At 73.8% G+C, this 16,492-nt stretch carries 13 protein-coding genes and 1 pseudogene; 9 read left to right on the top strand and 5 right to left on the bottom strand.

The window, feature by feature from the left end; translation table 11 throughout:
• Window positions 1-102 precede the first annotated feature (102 nt).
• On the bottom strand, window positions 103-1,044 hold the full coding sequence (locus OG799_RS33085) for a LysR substrate-binding domain-containing protein (RefSeq protein WP_406040872.1): 942 nt from the start codon (window positions 1,042-1,044) through the stop codon (window positions 103-105).
• 181 nt (window positions 1,045-1,225) lie between these two features.
• The gene (locus tag OG799_RS33090; protein ID WP_089015921.1) at window positions 1,226-1,609 is read right to left on the bottom strand and encodes a WhiB family transcriptional regulator; all 384 of its coding nucleotides are present in this window, start codon (window positions 1,607-1,609) and stop codon (window positions 1,226-1,228) included.
• Window positions 1,610-1,863: 254 nt separating this feature from the next.
• Between OG799_RS33090 and OG799_RS33095 the strand changes: the two genes are divergently transcribed.
• Window positions 1,864-2,667 carry a response regulator transcription factor gene (locus OG799_RS33095; RefSeq protein WP_406040875.1) on the top strand — a complete coding sequence of 268 codons (804 nt, stop codon included), beginning with the start codon at window positions 1,864-1,866 and terminating at the stop codon, window positions 2,665-2,667.
• 49 nt (window positions 2,668-2,716) lie between these two features.
• Here the strand turns inward: OG799_RS33095 and OG799_RS33100 are convergent, their stop codons facing one another.
• A complete protein-coding gene (locus OG799_RS33100; protein WP_406040877.1) occupies window positions 2,717-3,127 on the bottom strand; it encodes a DUF5319 domain-containing protein in 411 nt (136 codons plus the stop codon).
• 198 nt (window positions 3,128-3,325) lie between these two features.
• On the opposite strand from OG799_RS33100, the gene guaB reads away from it, so the two are divergent.
• From guaB to OG799_RS33120, 4 genes are all read left to right on the top strand, one after another.
• Window positions 3,326-4,915 (top strand): IMP dehydrogenase, encoded by a 1,590-nt coding sequence (guaB, locus tag OG799_RS33105; RefSeq protein WP_406040879.1) that lies wholly within the window; start codon window positions 3,326-3,328, stop codon window positions 4,913-4,915.
• Window positions 4,916-4,943: 28 nt separating this feature from the next.
• Window positions 4,944-6,062, top strand: a complete 1,119-nt coding sequence (locus tag OG799_RS33110) for a GuaB3 family IMP dehydrogenase-related protein (RefSeq protein ID WP_406040881.1) — start codon at window positions 4,944-4,946, stop codon at window positions 6,060-6,062.
• A gap of 73 nt (window positions 6,063-6,135) precedes the next feature.
• The gene (locus tag OG799_RS33115) at window positions 6,136-7,527 is read left to right on the top strand and encodes a M1 family metallopeptidase (RefSeq protein WP_406040883.1); all 1,392 of its coding nucleotides are present in this window, start codon (window positions 6,136-6,138) and stop codon (window positions 7,525-7,527) included.
• 88 nt (window positions 7,528-7,615) lie between these two features.
• Window positions 7,616-9,073 carry a M1 family metallopeptidase gene (locus tag OG799_RS33120; protein WP_406040885.1) on the top strand — a complete coding sequence of 486 codons (1,458 nt, stop codon included), beginning with the start codon at window positions 7,616-7,618 and terminating at the stop codon, window positions 9,071-9,073.
• A gap of 1 nt (window position 9,074) precedes the next feature.
• Here the strand turns inward: OG799_RS33120 and OG799_RS33125 are convergent, their stop codons facing one another.
• A complete protein-coding gene (locus tag OG799_RS33125) occupies window positions 9,075-10,202 on the bottom strand; it encodes an LCP family protein (protein ID WP_406040887.1) in 1,128 nt (375 codons plus the stop codon).
• Between the two features lie 140 nt (window positions 10,203-10,342).
• Between OG799_RS33125 and OG799_RS33130 the strand changes: the two genes are divergently transcribed.
• Together OG799_RS33130 and guaA are read left to right on the top strand one after the other, a co-directional pair.
• The gene (locus OG799_RS33130; protein ID WP_406040889.1) at window positions 10,343-12,040 is read left to right on the top strand and encodes an FAD-dependent oxidoreductase; all 1,698 of its coding nucleotides are present in this window, start codon (window positions 10,343-10,345) and stop codon (window positions 12,038-12,040) included.
• Window positions 12,041-12,126: 86 nt separating this feature from the next.
• Complete coding sequence (gene guaA, locus OG799_RS33135) at window positions 12,127-13,683, top strand: glutamine-hydrolyzing GMP synthase (RefSeq protein ID WP_406040891.1); 1,557 nt, start codon at window positions 12,127-12,129, stop codon at window positions 13,681-13,683.
• Window positions 13,684-13,819: 136 nt separating this feature from the next.
• Here guaA and OG799_RS33140 read toward each other — a convergent pair.
• A pseudogene (locus OG799_RS33140) lies at window positions 13,820-14,128 on the bottom strand (PspC domain-containing protein); the annotation flags it as partial.
• A 144-nt stretch (window positions 14,129-14,272) separates the two neighbouring features.
• Here OG799_RS33140 and OG799_RS33145 point away from each other — a divergent pair.
• Window positions 14,273-15,220 carry an NUDIX hydrolase gene (locus OG799_RS33145; RefSeq protein WP_406040893.1) on the top strand — a complete coding sequence of 316 codons (948 nt, stop codon included), beginning with the start codon at window positions 14,273-14,275 and terminating at the stop codon, window positions 15,218-15,220.
• A gap of 142 nt (window positions 15,221-15,362) precedes the next feature.
• Complete coding sequence (locus tag OG799_RS33150) at window positions 15,363-16,262, top strand: NUDIX hydrolase (RefSeq protein WP_406040895.1); 900 nt, start codon at window positions 15,363-15,365, stop codon at window positions 16,260-16,262.
• The last annotated feature ends 230 nt before the right edge of the window (window positions 16,263-16,492 follow it).

Consider the following 16,492-nt stretch of genomic DNA (forward strand, 5'->3'; position numbering starts at 1 on the left):
ACATTCTGTTCCGCCAATGAGCGGCTTCGGTCGGGCGTGCCCCGACCAGTGGGTGCAAGTCGCGCAGCGGCTGGAGCTTTCCCGCCGCGCTGATCGAGCAACTTATGGCCGCCATAAGCGACCGGCGTCGGCTGCCGGCCGGACCTGCTCCAGCCCCCGGACCTCCAGAGCGGCGATGAGGCGACCAAGGTCGCGCCGGTGGGAACTGGCCGGCCACACCGCCCAGGTGCGCCGGACGAGGGGATGGCCGACCAGCGGCGACCAGGTGACCGAATCCGGGATTGGTTGCGACCAGCTGGGCGGCGCCAACGCGAAGGCCCCACCGGCGCTGACGGCCGCGAGCTTGACCTCGGGGATCAGCTCCTGCCCTTCCGGCGCGTCGGGTCCGAGATCCAGGCCGTGGCTGCGCAGGATCGCGGTGAGTTCGTCGTACCAGGCGGGGCTCCCGGAGCGCGGGAAACCGACCCAGTCCAGCCCAGCGAGCGCGTCCAACCGGATCCCGTCGGAGCCGGCGATGGCGGCGGCCTGTTCGGCGGCCAGCAGCACACCCAGCGCTTCCTCGACGACCAGCACGGCGTCCAGGTCCGGGCCCAGCGGGTGTTCCCGCACCAGCCCGACGTCGATTTCGCCGGCGCGCAGCGCGGCGAACTGGGCCGCGGTGGACATGTGGCGGGCCTGGACCCGGGTACCCGGGTAGGCCGCGGCGAGGTCGGCGAGCGGCCGGGACAGCAGGTCGGTGGGGAGCTCCAGCGGGATCCCGAGCCTGAGCATGCTGTCGCCCGCGCCGGTGTGTCGGGCGACGGCGGCCACTGCCTGGTCGTGCCGTGAGAGCACCGCACGGGCCTCGGCGAGCAAAGTCATGCCCGCCTCGGTGGCCTGCACGCCGGTACGGCGGCGGACCAGCAACTGCACACCGAGCTGTCGCTCCAGCGCGTTCATGGTCTGGGACAGCGCGGGCTGACTCACGTGCAACCGCCGCGCGGCCCCGGAGAGGCTCCCTTCCTCGACGACCGTGACGAACGCCCGCATTTCCCGCAGTTCCACCCGTCCATCACACCACGCGTACCCATGGCCACCGCGTGGGAAGCCGGCCGTACGGCGGGTGGCCCCGACCGGTCTTCTCGGCAGGCACCCACGAGACTTCCCGCGGACCCGGGAGAACCTCGACGCCGCGCCCCGGTGCGGGGCGCGGCGTCGGATGTCGGTGTCGTCGAGACGGATCGGGTCAGGCGATCTTGCGCTGGTCCGGCACGGTCGACTTGTGCGGCCGGCCGAGGCGGGCCTCCAGCCGGGCGACGTCGACCCGGCTCTGCCGCCGGTCGGCCAGGTCCTCCCAGCCGAGGGCGAGCAGCCGGAGCCGCTCGGACTCGCTGAACCCGCCCCACACGCCGTACGGCTCGCGGACCGCGAGAGCGTGCGCGGCGCACTCGGCGCGCACCGGGCAGGCCCGGCAGACGGCCTTGGCGCCGGACTCACGGCGTAGCCGCGACGAGCCGCGCTCGCCGTCCGGGTGGAAGAACTGGGCGCTGTCCCGGCCCCGGCAGGCACCGAGCCGCTGCCAGTCCCAGAGATCGACGATGGGTCCGGGCAGTCTACGTACGTTCGACATCAGCACCCCTCCTCCCGCGCGGCACCGCGGAGAATCCTTCATGGCCAGGTACCGGGCGGCGGTCCGCGCAGGCGCACCGTTTCCGGCCTGGCGTCTCGGTACCCGGGCTTTCCCGCGCTCACACATCTGTGATCGAAAACCTCGGACAACTCGCGCCATATGCCCCATCTGTCGGAAAAGTTCGGATGATTGCCCGGAACCTCCTCGCGGCGCGACCCGGCCGTGGTCTGCTCTGAGGCGGAGAGGAGACCACTGTGCGTACCGTTCTCGTGTGCGTTCGGACACCGACCGCGGCCCAGCAGCTGACCTCCGCGGCGGCCCGACTCGGACTGTCCGCGATCGTCCGGACCGCCGTCTCCGATCCCGAAGTGATGCTGCGGCTCGCCGAGCGTCCGGTGGACGTCGTGCTCGCCGACACCGCGCTCACCCGGCCGGACAGCGCCGGCTTCGTGCGCCGGGTGCTCGCCCGGGCGCCCCAGGCCGCGGTGCTGCTGCTCGGCACCGAAGAGTCGGAGGCGGCCGCGGCCACCATCAGCGCCGGGGCGCGGGGGCTGATCCAGGGCGCCGACCACGACCTGACCAGCGCGGTGGCGAAGGCGTTGCTGCTGCTCGCCGCGCCCGGACGGCCGGCCCGGCGCCGGGCCACCGACCCGGCCCGGGACGCCGCGTCCGTCGGCGGGCCGGCCCGGTCCGCCCCGCCGGGGCGACCGGCGACCGGCTGGGCGACGGTCCCGGGGGAGGGTACGGGCGGCGTGCCGACGGTGGTGCCGGTGCAGCGCGGCGACGACGAAGCCGAGCCGGAACCCGCGCCGCCGAGCGGCCAGCAGCGCGCCGGGGCCGGCTCGCGCACCGGCCGGACCCCCGCCGGGCTGACCGAGCGGGAGCTCCAGGTGCTGCTCGGCATGGCCGAGGGGAAGAGCAACGCGGAGATCGGCCGAGAGCTGTTCGTCTCCGAGGACACCGTCAAGACCCACGCCCGGCGGCTGTTCCGCAAACTCGGCGCCCGGGACCGGGCGCACGCCGTGGCGGCCGGCTTCCGCGCCGGACTGGTCGCCTGAACCGCCCCACCGCCGGCGACGTGCCGGCCGCGGGCCGGGCCGGCGCGGGTCAGGCCTCCGAGGGGTCGTCCTCCTCGGTGCCCTCGGTCAGCGTGTCGTGCACCCCGTCGGCGTAGCCGCGGGCGTAGTCCCAGGTGACGTAGTGGTCCGGGTCCGGGTCGTAGGCCGGCTCGTGCACCCGCGGCCGGCCGGAGCTGAGCAGGTGGCGCAGGTTGCTCCGGAGCAGGTCCCAGTCGAAGTAGTGCGGTTCGCGGCAGTCCTCGCACTCGATGACCAGCCCGCGCACCCCGATCGGCGCCAGCAGGGCCTGGTAGATCTCCAGGTCGGCCAGATCCTCCAGGACGTCCTGGCGCTCGACCTCGGTCAGCGGGTCCAGCGGGTCGTCCTCACGCGGATCCTGCAGGCCGGCGGTCGGATCGGCCGGGTCGCCGTTGAACGGGTCGATGGGCTCGTCGTGCACCCCCTCACCGTAGTCCCAACCGGCGGGGGAAGTCCGCCCCCGGCGCTCACGGTGGCGCCGCTCATCCGCGCCCGCCGCTGCCGGGGCCGGCCCAGCTCAATGGGTACGATGAAGCGACGCGCCGTCACTTCGGCATGCGTCGGTGCCCGCGCGCGCCGCCTCGCTGAAGCCCGTCCGACCAGCTCAGGAGAGCAAATCGTGGAAAATTCGCCCAGCACCGATCTTCCTGTAGGCGCCCGGGGCGCGGATCTTCCCACCGGCGCCGACAGCGGCGAGCTGGGCGGCCACCTGCCGGAGCTGCCCGCCGGCTCGGCCCGGGTGGTCCCGCTCGGGCTGACCTTCGACGACGTGCTGCTCCAGCCGGGCGAGTCGGACGTGGTGCCCAGCCGGGTCAACACCCGCACTCGGCTCACCCGTAACGTCGAGCTGACGGTGCCGCTGCTGTCCAGCGCGATGGACACCGTCACCGAGGCGCGGATGGCGATCGCCATGGCCCGGCAGGGCGGCATCGGCGTGCTGCACCGCAACCTCTCCCTGGAGGACCAGGCGCTCCAGGTCGACCTGGTGAAGCGCTCCGAGTCCGGCATGATCACCAACCCGGTGACCGCCAGCCCCGACGACACCCTCCGCGAGGTCGACGAGCTCTGCGGCCGGTACCGCATCTCCGGTGTGCCGGTGGTCGACGCCGACGGCCAGCTGGTCGGCATCGTCACCAACCGCGACATGCGCTTCGTCTCCGACCCGGCCACCCGGGTCCGGGACATCATGACCCACCCCCCGCTGATCACCGCCCCGGTCGGGGTCAGCAAGGACGACGCCCTCGACCTGCTGCGCCGGCACAAGGTCGAGAAGCTGCCGATCATCGACGGCTCGGGCCGGCTGCGCGGGCTGATCACCGTCAAGGACTTCACCAAGAGCGAGCAGTACCCGAACGCCACCAAGGACGACGCGGGCCGGCTCCGGGTCGCCGCCGCGGTCGGTGTCGGCGAGGACGCGTACAAGCGGGCCCGCACGCTGGTCGACGCGGGCGTGGACGTGCTGATCGTGGACACCGCGCACGGGCACCAGCGGGCCGTGCTGGACATGGTCCGCCAGCTCAAGAAGGACGTCTCGATCGACATCGTCGGCGGCAACGTGGCCACGTACGCCGGCGCGAAGGCGCTGGTCGACGCCGGCGCCGACGGCATCAAGGTGGGTGTCGGTCCGGGCGCGATCTGCACCACCCGGATCGTGGCCGGCGTCGGCGTACCGCAGATCACCGCCATCATGGAGGCCGCGCGGGCCGCCCGGCCGGCCGGCGTGCCGGTCATCGGCGACGGCGGCATCCAGTATTCGGGCGACATCGCCAAGGCCTTGGTGGCCGGCGCCGACACGGTGATGCTCGGCAGCCTGCTGGCCGGCTGCGAGGAGAGCCCCGGTGAGCTGATCTTCATCAACGGCAAGCAGTACAAGGCGTACCGGGGGATGGGCTCGCTCGGCGCGATGCAGTCCCGCGGCCAGGCCAAGTCCTACTCCAAGGATCGCTACTTCCAACAGGACGTGCTCGCCGAGGACAAGCTCGTCCCCGAGGGCGTCGAGGGCCAGGTGCCCTACCGGGGCCCCCTCTCCGCGGTCGCCCACCAGCTCATCGGCGGGCTGCGCGCCGCGATGGGCTACGTCGGCGCGGAGAGCATCCCCGAGCTGCACCGGCGTGGCCAACTCATCCGGATCACCGCGGCCGGGCTCAAGGAGAGCCACCCGCACGACATCCAGATGACGGTCGAGGCGCCGAACTACCACTCCCGCTGACCATCACCCCCAAACACCTGGAGTCCCCATGCGTGACGTGGTCGAGATCGGGCTGGGCAAGACCGCGCAGCGCGGCTACCACCTGGATGACATCGCCATCGTGCCGAGCCGCCGCACCCGGGACGTCGACGACGTCTCCACCGCGTGGCAGCTCGACGCGTACCAGTTCGGCATCCCCTGCGTCGGGCACCCTTCCGACGCGACGATGAGCCCCTCGTCCGCGGTCCGGCTCGGCCAGCTCGGCGGGCTCGGCGTGCTCAACGTCGAGGGCCTCTGGACCCGGTACGAGAACCCGGCGAAGGTGCTGGAGGAGCTGGCCGGCCTCGGCGAGGACGCCCGCGCCACCAAGCGGCTCCAGGAGGTGTACGCCGAGCCGATCCGCCCCGACCTGATCGCCGAGCGGGTCCGCGAGCTGCGGGCCGGCGGCGGCACCGTGGCCGTCCGGGTCTCCCCGCAGCACACCCTGGCGCTCGCCCCGGTGATCCTCGACGCCGGCGTGGACATCCTGGTCATCCAGGGCACCATCGTCTCCGCCGAGCACGTCTCCACCACCGACGAGCCGCTGAACCTCAAGGAGTTCATCGCCGACCTGGACCTGCCGGTCATCGTCGGCGGCTGCACCGACTACAAGACCGCGCTGCACCTGATGCGTACCGGGGCCGCCGGCGTGATCGTCGGCATCGGCGGCGACGACTGGTCGACCACCGAGTCGGTGCTCGGCATCCGGGTGCCGATGGCCACCGCGATCGCCGACGCCGCCGCGGCCCGCCGCGACTATCTGGACGAGACCGGCGGCCGGTACGTGCACCTGATCGCCGACGGCGACATCCAGACCTCCGGCGACATCGCCAAGGCGCTCGGCTGCGGCGCGGACGCGGTGATGCTCGGCGAGGCGCTGTCGCTGTGCGAGGAGGCCCCGGCGGGCGGTGCCTGGTGGCACTCCGCGGCCAGCCACCCGTCGCTGCCCCGCGGCGCGTTCGAGGTGGCCGGCGAGCCGATCGGCTCGCTGGAGCAGCTCCTCTTCGGCCCGGCCGACGAGCCGGACGGCCAGCTCAACCTCTTCGGCGGCCTCCGCCGGGCGATGGCCAAGTGCGGCTACCGCGACCTCAAGGAGTTCCAGAAGGTCGGCTTGGTCCTGGACCGCTGAGCCGACGCGACCGACCGACGGCGCGGGTGCGGATTCGGTCCCACCCGCGCCGTCGCGTGTCTACGCTCGGCGAATGACCCGCGGGCGGCGGCGGTACGCGGCGGCGCTGGCCGTCGTGCTGCTGGCCGCCGGCTGCACCGGTGCCGACGGGCGGTTCCGGCCCGGGGCGGCCGACGCGGGTGACCCGTACGTGCCGGGGGCCGGCAACGGCGGGTACGACGTCGGCCACTACCGGCTGAAGGTCCGCTACGACCCGGCCACCGACCGGCTCACCGGCGAGGCGACGATCACCGCCACCGCGAGCGCCGGGCTGTCCCGGTTCAACCTCGACCTCGCCGGCCTCACCGTCGACCGGGTCCGCGTCGACGGCGCGCCCGCGCGGCACCGCCGCGACGGCAACGAACTCGTCGTCACCCCCGCCCACGGCCTGCCGTCCGGGAAGTCCTTCACCACCGAGGTGGCGTACGCCGGGGTGCCGCAGCCGCTCCCCATGGGCGAGCTGGGCAGCGGCGGCTTCCAGGCCACCGGGGACGGGGCGATCGCGGTCGGCCAGCCGGAGTCGGCGAGCACCTGGTTCCCGGTCGACGACCACCCCTCCGACAAGGCCACCTACGACGTCGAGGTGACCGTCCCGGACGGGCTCGCCGCGCTCAGCAACGGGGTGCTGCGCGGTACCGCCAGCCGGGCCGGCTGGACCACCTGGACCTGGTCCGAGGCTTCGCCGATGGCCAGCTACCTGACCACCCTGGTGATCGGGAACTACCGGGTGTCGACCGGTACCCACGCCGGGAAGCCGATGGTCACCGCGGTGGCCGCCGGGCTGCCGGCGGACGGGCCGGCCGCCGCGTCGCTGGCCCGCACCGGCGAGATCGTCGACTTCCTGGCCGGTCGCTTCGGCCCGTACCCGTTCGACGCGTACGGCGGGATCGCGGTCGCCGACGACCGGATCCGGTACGCCCTGGAGACCCAGTCCCGGCCGGTCTACGGGCCGGGCTTCTTCCGGGGCGGCCGGCCCGACACCGAGGTGGTCGCGCACGAGCTGGCCCACCAGTGGTTCGGCGACAGCGTGTCGGTGGCCCGGTGGGGCGACATCTGGCTCAACGAGGGCTTCGCCACGTACGCGGAATGGCTCTGGACCGAGCACACCGGCGGCCGCACCGTCGCGCGGGCCTTCGCCACCGGGTACGCGGCCACCGACTGGACCCGCCCGTCGGTCGACCCGGGCCGGTCGGCGATGTTCGGTGACGCCGTCTACCAGCGCGGCGCGCTGGCCGTGCACGCGCTGCGCCGGGCGGTCGGCGACGACGTCTTCTTCCGCGTCCTGCGCGGCTGGACGGCCGAGCGTCGGGACGGCACGGCCACCACCGCGGACTTCGTCGCGTACGCCGAACGGGTCGCCGGCCGGCCGTTGCGCGCGCTCCTCGACGCCTGGCTCGTCGGTGGCACCGCGCCGGCCCTGCCGTGAGGCGGGCCCGCGCGCCGCTCGGTAGGCTGCCGCGGGCGGAGCGGCCGGGCCGGGCCGCCGGCGGTCGCTCCCGGGGAGGTTCGAGACGATGACGCGGACGCGGCGGGGCGTGCGACGGGGCCTCGGGTTGCTGGTGGTGGGGACGCTGGCGCTGGCCGGCTGCGGCTCGGCCGGCCCGGAGCGGACCGCGCCGCCGCAGCCCTCGCCGACGGCGTCCCGGACGTTCGCGCCCGGCGCGGCCGGCGCCGGCGACCCCTACTTCCCCAGCTACGGCAACGGCGGCTACGACGTCACCCACTACACCGTGCGGGTTCGCTACGACCCGGCGAAGGATCAGCTGACCGGCACGACCACGGTGCGGGCCACCGCCACCGCGGACCTCTCGGCGTTCCATCTGGACCTGGCGGGGCTGACCGTGCGTTCGGTGACGGTGGACGGCCTCGAGGCCGCCCACGCCCGCGCCGACGACGAGCTGATCGTCACCCCGGCGACCGGCCTCAGCTCCGGCAACGGCTTCGTCGCGGAGATCCGGTACGACGGCGTGCCGGCCGCGTTGGACCACGACGTGCTCGGCGGGGGCGGCTGGCTGCACACCTCGGACGGCGCGGTCGCGCTCGGCCAGCCGCAGTCGGCGAGCACCTGGTTTCCGGTCAACGACCACCCGTCGGACAAGGCCACCTACGACTTCGAGATCACCGTGCCGAAGGGGCTGACGGCGGTCAGCAACGGGGTGCCGAAGGGGCGGAGCACGACGGGCGGCTGGACCACCTGGCTGTGGTCCGAGGGGGCGCCGATGGCCAGCTACCTCAGCACGGTGGTGATCGGGAGGTTCCGGGTCACCACGGGGGAGCACAAGGGACGGCCGGTGTTCAGCGCGGTCACCACCAAGGTGGCGAAGGGCGCCCCGGACCGGTCGGTGGACCGGACCGTCGAGGTGGCCGACTACCTGGAGAGTGTCCTCGGGCCGTACCCGTTCGACGCGTACGGCGGGGTGGTGATCGCCGACAGCCGGATCCGGTACGCCTTGGAGACGCAGACCCGGCCGGTCTACTCGGCGGGGTTCTTCCGGCAGGGCGACAACACCGGGGTGGTGGCGCACGAGCTGGCCCACCAGTGGTTCGGCAACAGCGTGGCGCTGCAGCGGTGGCAGGACATCTGGCTCAACGAGGGGCTGGCCACATACGCCGAGTGGCTCTGGGCGGAGCACACCGGCGAGTCCACCGTCCAGCGCGCCTTCGACCTGCGGTACGCGACGGCGTCCGGGCAGGTCTGGCGTACCCCGCCGGGGAAGCCGGGGGTGGCGAACCTGTTCGGCGAGTCGGTCTACCAGCGGGGCGGGATGACCGTGCACGCGCTGCGGGTGGCGGTCGGCGACGCCGCCTTCTTCACCATCCTGCGCACCTGGACGGAGGAGCGGAAGAACGGCAACGCCACCACCGCGGACTTCACGGCGCTGGCCGAGCGCGTCTCCGGCAAGAAGCTGGACAAGCTCTTCGACGCCTGGCTCTACGGCACGGAACGCCCCGCCGAACCCAGGCCGCTCTGACTCAGGTGCGCACGCGCAGGGTCGGGTGGGTCTTGAGGAAGGGTTCGGTCCGGTCGCCGCGGACGGCGGCGAAGAACTGGCGCGCCACGGGCAGGAGCTGCTCGCCGCGGTAGGAGCCGCCCGCCGTGACCGAGTCGCCGGGCAGGCCGACCAGGACGAGGCCGTCGGCGGGCAGGCCGCCGAGGGCGTACGCGAAATCGACCAGCCGCCGCCCGCCGCCGGCGTAGACCAGGGTGTTGCCGAGGGCGGCGACCACCTGCTCCACCCGCCCGGGGTCCCGGGCCAGCCCCTGGTCGAGGATCTTGCCGACCAGCGCCCGGATCAGCTGCTGCTGGTGGCGCTGTCGGGCGTAGTCGCCGCCGGCGATGTAGCGCTGGCGGGCGTAGTCCCGCGCCTGCCAACCGTTGAGGTGCCGGGTGCCCTTCTCGTAGACCATCTGCGGCCCGACGTACCCGCCGGCGGTGTGCGGGCGGTACTGCCCGTCCGGGCGCCGGTGGATCGAGGCGACCCGCTGGTCGACGTAGAGGTCCACCCCGCCCAGGGCGTCGACCAGCCGATCGAAACCGAAGAAGGTGAGCACCGCCCCCGCGTCGATGCGCAGCCCGGTGTACCGGCTGACCGTGGTGCTCAGCAGCTCGTACCCCTGGGCGGTGCTCGGGTGCTTCTTGTCGCCGGGCACCCGGCTGCCGTAGCTCATCGCGTGGGTGAGCTTGGTCCGGCCGCCCGGATAGCCGGACTTCGGGTAGGCCGGGATGTCCACCACCAGGTCGCGGGGAAGAGAGAAGAGGTATGCCCGCTTCAGCCCCGCCTCCACGTGCATGACCAGCACCGCGTCGGCGTGCGGCTCCCAGCCCGGCACGGTGACCCGGGTGTCCACCCCGACGATCAGCAGGTTCAGCGGACCGGTCAGGTCGGCGCCGGGCGGCGGGGTGGGGCTCGTGGTCACCGGGGCGGGGGCGCTCGCCGACGGTGTGGGCGTGGCCGGACCGGCCACCGGGCCGGGCGCGGGAGTGGACCGGGAGGCCAGGCGGGTGGCGACCACCGCGCCCGCGGCGACCAGCAGCACCGCCACCACGGCGGCCACCCCCAGCAGCCAGCGCCGTCCCGGTCGTGCGGTGCTCTCGGTCATCGTGTTCCTCCCCCATGGTGAACGACGCTCGGACGGGGACCCAGGGTTGTCGCCGGTGGGCCCCGGGTCGGTCGAGCGTTCTGCATGATCCCGAAAATCTCGCCCTGGCGCGATGGCTACCCGTCGGTAATGATGCGTGCATGCGGTACGACGTGGTCGTCATCGGGTCCGGCTTCGGCGGCAGCGTCACCGCGCTCCGACTGACCGAGAAGGGCTACACCGTCGGCGTGCTGGAGGCCGGGCGGCGCTTCGCCGACGGCGAGTTCCCGCAGACCTCCTGGCGGGCCCGGCGTTTCCTCTGGGCGCCGAAGCTCGGCTGCTACGGCCTGCAACGGATCACCCTGCTGCGCTCCGCGGACCGGAAGTCCGGCGGGGGAGTGATGGTGCTCTCCGGGGCCGGGGTGGGCGGCGGCTCGCTGGTCTACGCGAACACCCTCTACGAGCCCCTCGACGCGTTCTACGCCGACCCGCAGTGGCGGGACATCACCGACTGGCGGGACGAGCTGGCCCGGCACTACGACCAGGCCAAGCGGATGCTCGGGGTGACCACGTACCCGATCGTCACCGGCGCGGACCGGGCGATGCGGACGGTGGCGCAGCGGATGGGGGTGGGGCACACCTTCCACGCCACCCCGGTCGGGGTGCACATCGGCCGGCCCGGCGAGCGGGTGCCGGACCCGTACTTCGGCGGGGCCGGGCCGGAGCGGACGGGCTGCACGCACTGCGGCGCGTGCATGACCGGCTGCCGGCACGGCGCGAAGAACACCCTGGTCAAGAACTACCTCTGGCTGGCCGAACGGCTCGGCGCCCAGGTCCACCCGCTGACCACGGTCACCGCGGTCCGCCCGGCGGCCGGCGGCGGCTACGAGGTGCACACCGCGCGCACCGGCGCGTGGCTGCGCAGGCGGCGCCAGGTGATCCACGCCGACCAGGTGGTGTTCGCCGCCGGTGCGCTGGGCACCCAGCGGCTGCTGCACGAGATGAAGGCGACCGGGGCGCTGCCCGGGCTGTCGCCCCGCCTCGGCGAGCTGACCCGGACCAACTCGGAGGCCATCCTCGGCGCGTCGGTGCCCCGGCAGCGGGCCCGGCAGCGCGGGCTGGACTTCACCGAGGGGGTGGCGATCACCAGCTCGTTCCACCCCGACCCGCAGACCCACATCGAGCCGGTCCGTTACGGCCGGGGCTCGAACGCGATGGGACTGCTCCAGTCGCTGCTGGTCGACGGCGGCCCGCACCGGGTGCGGCGCTGGCTGGGCAGCATCGTCCGGCAGCCCGGGCTGGCCGCCCGGATGCTGTCGGTGCGCGGCTGGTCGGAGCGGACGGTGATCGCCCTGGTGATGCAGTCGGTGGACAACTCGCTCACCACCCGGTTCCGGCGCGGGCTCTTCGGCCGCCGGCTGGTTTCCGGCCCGGGGCACGGCGCGCCCAACCCGACCTGGATCCCGGCCGGCAACGACGCGGTGCGGCTGCTCGCCGAGGAGATCGACGGCACGCCCGGCGGCGCCGTCACCGAGCCGTTCAACATCCCGATGACCGCGCACATCCTGGGCGGGGCGGTGATCGGCGTCTCCCCGGCCGATGGGGTGATCGACCCGTACCACCGGGTGCACGGGCACCCGGGGCTGCACGTGGTGGACGGCGCGGCGGTCTCGGCGAACCTCGGGGTGAACCCGTCGCTGACCATCACCGCCCAGGCGGAACGGGCGATGGCGTGCTGGCCCAACAAGGGCGAGGAGGACCCGCGACCGCCGCTCGGCGAGCCGTACCGCCGGCTGGAACCGGTCGCCCCGCACCACCCGGCGGTCCCGGCGCACGCCCCCGCCGCGCTGCGCGGGTGACCCGCGCGACATCCGGGCGGGCCGCGCCACGCGGAGCGGCCGGCCCGCGCCCGGCGCGACGGTGACGGTCGGTAGGCTTTCTGCACATGAGCACGCCTCGCCCAGTCCTCGTGGTGGACTTCGGAGCCCAGTACGCCCAGCTCATCGCGCGCCGGGTGCGCGAGGCGAAGGTCTACTCGGAGATCGTCCCGCATTCGATGCCGGTCGCCGAGATGCTGGCGAAGGACCCGGCCGCGATCATCCTGTCCGGCGGCCCGTCCAGCGTCTACGCCCCGGACGCCCCGCAGATCGACGCCGGCATGTTCGACGCCGACGTCCCGGTCTTCGGCATCTGCTACGGCTTCCAGGCGATGGCCCAGGCGCTCGGCGGCACGGTCGCGAAGACCGGCAACCGCGAGTACGGCGGCACCCCGCTGCGCCCCCGGCTCCTCGAGCCCGGCGTGCTGCTCCGCGACCTGCCGGCGGACCTGCCGGTGTGGATGAGCCACGGCGACTGCGTGACCGAGGCCCCCGAGGGCTTCACGGTGACCGCCGAGTCGGCGGGCGCGCCGGTCGCCGCGTTCGAGGACGTGGCGGGCCGCCGCGCCGGCGTGCAGTTCCACCCCGAGGTCGGGCACACCGCGCACGGGCAGGAGATGCTCAAGCGCTTCCTGTACGACATCGCCGGCATCGAGCCGACCTGGACCCCGTCGAACATCATCGACGAGCAGGTGGCCCGGATCCGCGAGCAGGTGGGCGACAAGGAGGTCATCTGCGGCCTCAGCGGCGGGGTGGACTCGGCGGTCGCCGCCGCGCTGGTGCACAAGGCCGTCGGCGACCAGCTCACCTGCGTCTTCGTCGACCACGGCCTGCTGCGGGCCGGTGAGGCCGAGCAGGTGGAGAAGGACTACGTCGCCGCCACCGGCATCAAGCTCAAGGTGGTCGACGCGCAGGACCGGTTCCTCGGGGCGCTGGCGGGGGTGACCGACCCGGAGGAGAAGCGCAAGATCATCGGCCGGGAGTTCATCCGGGTCTTCGAGGCCGCCGCCCGGGAGATCGCCTCGCACGGCGACGTCGAGTTCCTGGTGCAGGGCACCCTCTACCCGGACGTGGTGGAGTCCGGCGGCGGCACCGGTACCGCCAACATCAAGAGCCACCACAACGTCGGCGGCCTGCCGGAGGACCTGAAGTTCGCCCTGGTCGAGCCGCTGCGCACGCTCTTCAAGGACGAGGTCCGGGCGCTGGGCCTGGAGTTGGGCCTGCCCGAGGCGATGGTGTGGCGGCACCCGTTCCCCGGCCCGGGCCTGGCCATCCGGATCATCGGCGCGGTCGACCGGGAGCGGCTGGACCTGCTCCGCAAGGCCGACCTGATCGCCCGGGAGGAGCTGACCGCCGCCGGCCTGGACCGGGGCGTCTGGCAGTTCCCGGTGGTGCTCCTGGCCGACGTGCGCAGCGTCGGCGTGCAGGGTGACGGGCGCAGCTACGGGCATCCCGTGGTGCTGCGCCCGGTCTCCAGCGAGGACGCGATGACCGCCGACTGGTCCCGGCTGCCCTACGACGTGGTCGCCCGGATCTCCACCCGGATCACCAACGAGGTCGCCGAGGTGAACCGGGTGGTCCTGGACGTCACCAGCAAGCCGCCGGGCACCATCGAGTGGGAGTGACGCCGGCTCACCCGGCGGTCGGCGGCTGAGGCTGCGGCCGGGTCTCCGGCTCGGGCTGCGCGGTGGTGACCGGCCGCAGCGGCACGGTCGGGTCCGGTGCCGTGCTGGGCTGCGGCCCGGTCGCGGTGAGCCAGGTGGCCGGCGGCGCCGGCTGCGGGGCCGGGTTCGGCCAGCCGGTCGGGCCGGCCTTGGGCGCGGCGCCCGCGGGGTGCGGCCAGGCGGGGGCGCCGGCCGGCTCCTCCGGCATCAGGAACCACATGATCGGGTACGCCAGCGCGGCGATGCCGCCGGTGAGCAGGGTGGCGACGGCGAAGACCACCCGGACGAGGGTGGGGTCGACGGCGAGGTAGCGGCCGAGGCCGCTGGCGACGCCGGCCAGCATGCGGTCCGTGGTGGGTCGGCGGAGCTGCTTGTACGGGGCCTGAGGGGTGCTCGTGGAGGTCATGCCCCAACGGTCGCTCGCGGAGCGACGGGCGACCTCGGTGACCGCCCGGACTCCTACCCTGATCGATCCCTGAGGCGCCAGCCAAGAGTCAGGAATCTGACTATTTTCGATGGAGGTAACCCGGCGAGGGGAGAATTTCCTCCCGTGACCACCTCGCTGGAGCCGCTCCGCAGGATCGCGGCATACGCAGTTTGTGCTGATCAAGACGGCCGAGTCTTGCTGGTCCGCGCATCGGAGCGCTCCGGCACCCCCGGCACCTGGTCGCTGCCCGGAGGGGCGGTCGACCACGGTGAGGACCCCAAGCACACCGTCGTCCGCGAGACCGCGGCGGAGACCGGGCTCTCGGTCGCCGTCGCCGGGCTGGCGGACGTGCTCGCCGACATGCGTGCCCTGCCCGAGCGCGGCATCACCCTGCACACCGACCGCCTGCTCTACACGGTCTCGCTGCGGGGCGGGACGCTGGCCGACCGGGTGGACCGGCCGACCGACCTGGCCCGCTGGGTGACCCCGGACGAGGCCCGGGAGCTGCCGCTGCGGTCGTTCACCGCGCGGGCCCTGGGCCTCCCCGCCTCCTCGGCCGACGTGGTGCCCGAGGAGGTCCCCGAGTTCCCCTCCTTCTACGCGGTGCCCGGCCCGGACGGGCTGCACCGGGCGCAGCGCTTCGCCGCGTACGCCGTGGTCACCGATCCGGAGGAGCGGGTGCTGCTCACCCGGGTCTCCGACGGGTACCCGGGCGCCGGCTGCTGGCACCTGCCGGGTGGCGGCACGGACTACGGCGAGCAGCCGGGCGCGGCGCTGATCCGGGAACTGGTCGAGGAGACCGGGCAGACCGGTCGCCTGGTCGAGCTGCTCGGCGTGGCCAGTCACCGGGACGCCGCCTCGCTCGGCCCGGAGGGCTACCCGATCGACTGGCACGGGGTGCGCGCCTTCTACCGGGTGGTCGTCGACCAGCCCGCCCCGCCCACCGTGGCCGACGTCGGCGGCTCCACCTGCGAGGCCCGCTGGTTCCGCCGCGAGGAGCTGACCGCCCTCCCCACCGACCGCCTCACCGAGGTGACCGCCGAAGCCGTCCAGGCCGCCCACCTCCTCTGACACCCCCACCCCACCCCACCCCCGGGGCGCCCCCACCGGCGATTCCGGTGATCATGGAGTTGTTGCCGCGGCACGCCGTGCCCGCGGGCAATAGGTTCATGATCGACGGGATGGCCGGTCGGGTTACGGGGAGCGGGGACTGATGGAAGAGCGGCGGCGGGTCGGGGCGTACGGGGTGTGCCGGGACGGGGAGCGGGTGCTGCTCGTGCGGGGGTCGGCAACCGCCGACTTTCCCGGGGTGTGGCAGCTGCCGGGGGGTGGGCTCGACCACGCCGAGCATCCCGAGGCCGCGGTGGTGCGGGAGTTCGCCGAGGAGACCGGGCTGACCGTGAAGGTGAGTGCTCTCCGGGCGGCCGTCGCGGACGTGACCCGGTACCCGGACCTCGGGGTCGCCCTGCACACCGACCGGATCATCTTCGACGTCACGCCCGCCGGCGGGACGCTCCGGGACGAGGTCGACCAGACCACCGATCTGGCGGCGTGGTGCACCCCCGCCGAGGCGGCCGGACTGCCGCTGCTGCCGTTCACCGCCGAGCTGCTCGGCCTGCCGGCCGAGCCGCTGCCCGCGCGGGCCAGCCGGGCGCCGTTCGGGCCGGCGCCCACCGACCGGCGGCAGCGCTTCGCCGCGTACGGGCTGGTCACCGATCCGGCGGGGCGGGTGCTGCTCACCATGATCGCCGACGGCTATCCGGGCGCCGGAAAGTGGCACCTGCCCGGCGGTGGCACCGATCACGGGGAGCAGCCCGCCGCCGGACTGCTCCGCGAACTGGTCGAGGAGGCCGGCCAGCTCGGCCGCATCGTCGACCTGCTGGCCGTGGACAGCCTGCACAATCCCGCCGCGCTCGGCCCCGAGGGGCGGCCGTTGGACTGGCACGGCGTCCGGGTGATCTACCGCGTGCGGGTGGACGCCCCGACCGACGCGGTGGTGACGGAGCTCGCCGGCGGGTCCACCGCCCGCGCCGCATGGTTCGCTCCGGATCAGGTCAGCGAGCTGCGGCTGACCGACGTGGTGGCCCTGGCAACCGGACGTCCGGGCAGGTAGCACCCGCTCGCCGAGCCACCGCTGGCCTCCTCCGGTACAGTCGTTAACTGGGGTTGGTGGAAGAAACGGGCGATGAAGCCCGAGGTGGGCACAAGAGAGCGGTTCGCGCGGTTTAAGGGAGATATAAGTACCGCCGGCAGCTATCGCCAAGCCCCTTTCCCTTGTGCAATGGTGTACTCCGCAAAACGGGCTGCCGGACCAGCAAGGTCCGGCACGAGACAGCCGGACAG

This window comes from Micromonospora sp. NBC_00898 (assembly GCF_045207895.1).
Classification (GTDB): domain Bacteria; phylum Actinomycetota; class Actinomycetes; order Mycobacteriales; family Micromonosporaceae; genus Micromonospora.

Excerpts from the sequence above, each read along its gene's own strand:
- OG799_RS33090 (WP_089015921.1), bottom strand. The coding sequence starts at position 1,609 with ATGTCGAACGTACGTAGACTGCCCGGACCCATCGTCGATCTCTGGGAC.
- OG799_RS33110 (WP_406040881.1), top strand. The coding sequence starts at position 4,944 with ATGCGTGACGTGGTCGAGATCGGGCTGGGCAAGACCGCGCAGCGCGGC.
- OG799_RS33115 (WP_406040883.1), top strand. The coding sequence starts at position 6,136 with ATGACCCGCGGGCGGCGGCGGTACGCGGCGGCGCTGGCCGTCGTGCTG.
- OG799_RS33120 (WP_406040885.1), top strand. The coding sequence starts at position 7,616 with ATGACGCGGACGCGGCGGGGCGTGCGACGGGGCCTCGGGTTGCTGGTG.
- OG799_RS33125 (WP_406040887.1), bottom strand. The coding sequence starts at position 10,202 with ATGACCGAGAGCACCGCACGACCGGGACGGCGCTGGCTGCTGGGGGTG.
- OG799_RS33130 (WP_406040889.1), top strand. The coding sequence starts at position 10,343 with ATGCGGTACGACGTGGTCGTCATCGGGTCCGGCTTCGGCGGCAGCGTC.
- guaA (WP_406040891.1), top strand. The coding sequence starts at position 12,127 with ATGAGCACGCCTCGCCCAGTCCTCGTGGTGGACTTCGGAGCCCAGTAC.
- OG799_RS33150 (WP_406040895.1), top strand. The coding sequence starts at position 15,363 with ATGGAAGAGCGGCGGCGGGTCGGGGCGTACGGGGTGTGCCGGGACGGG.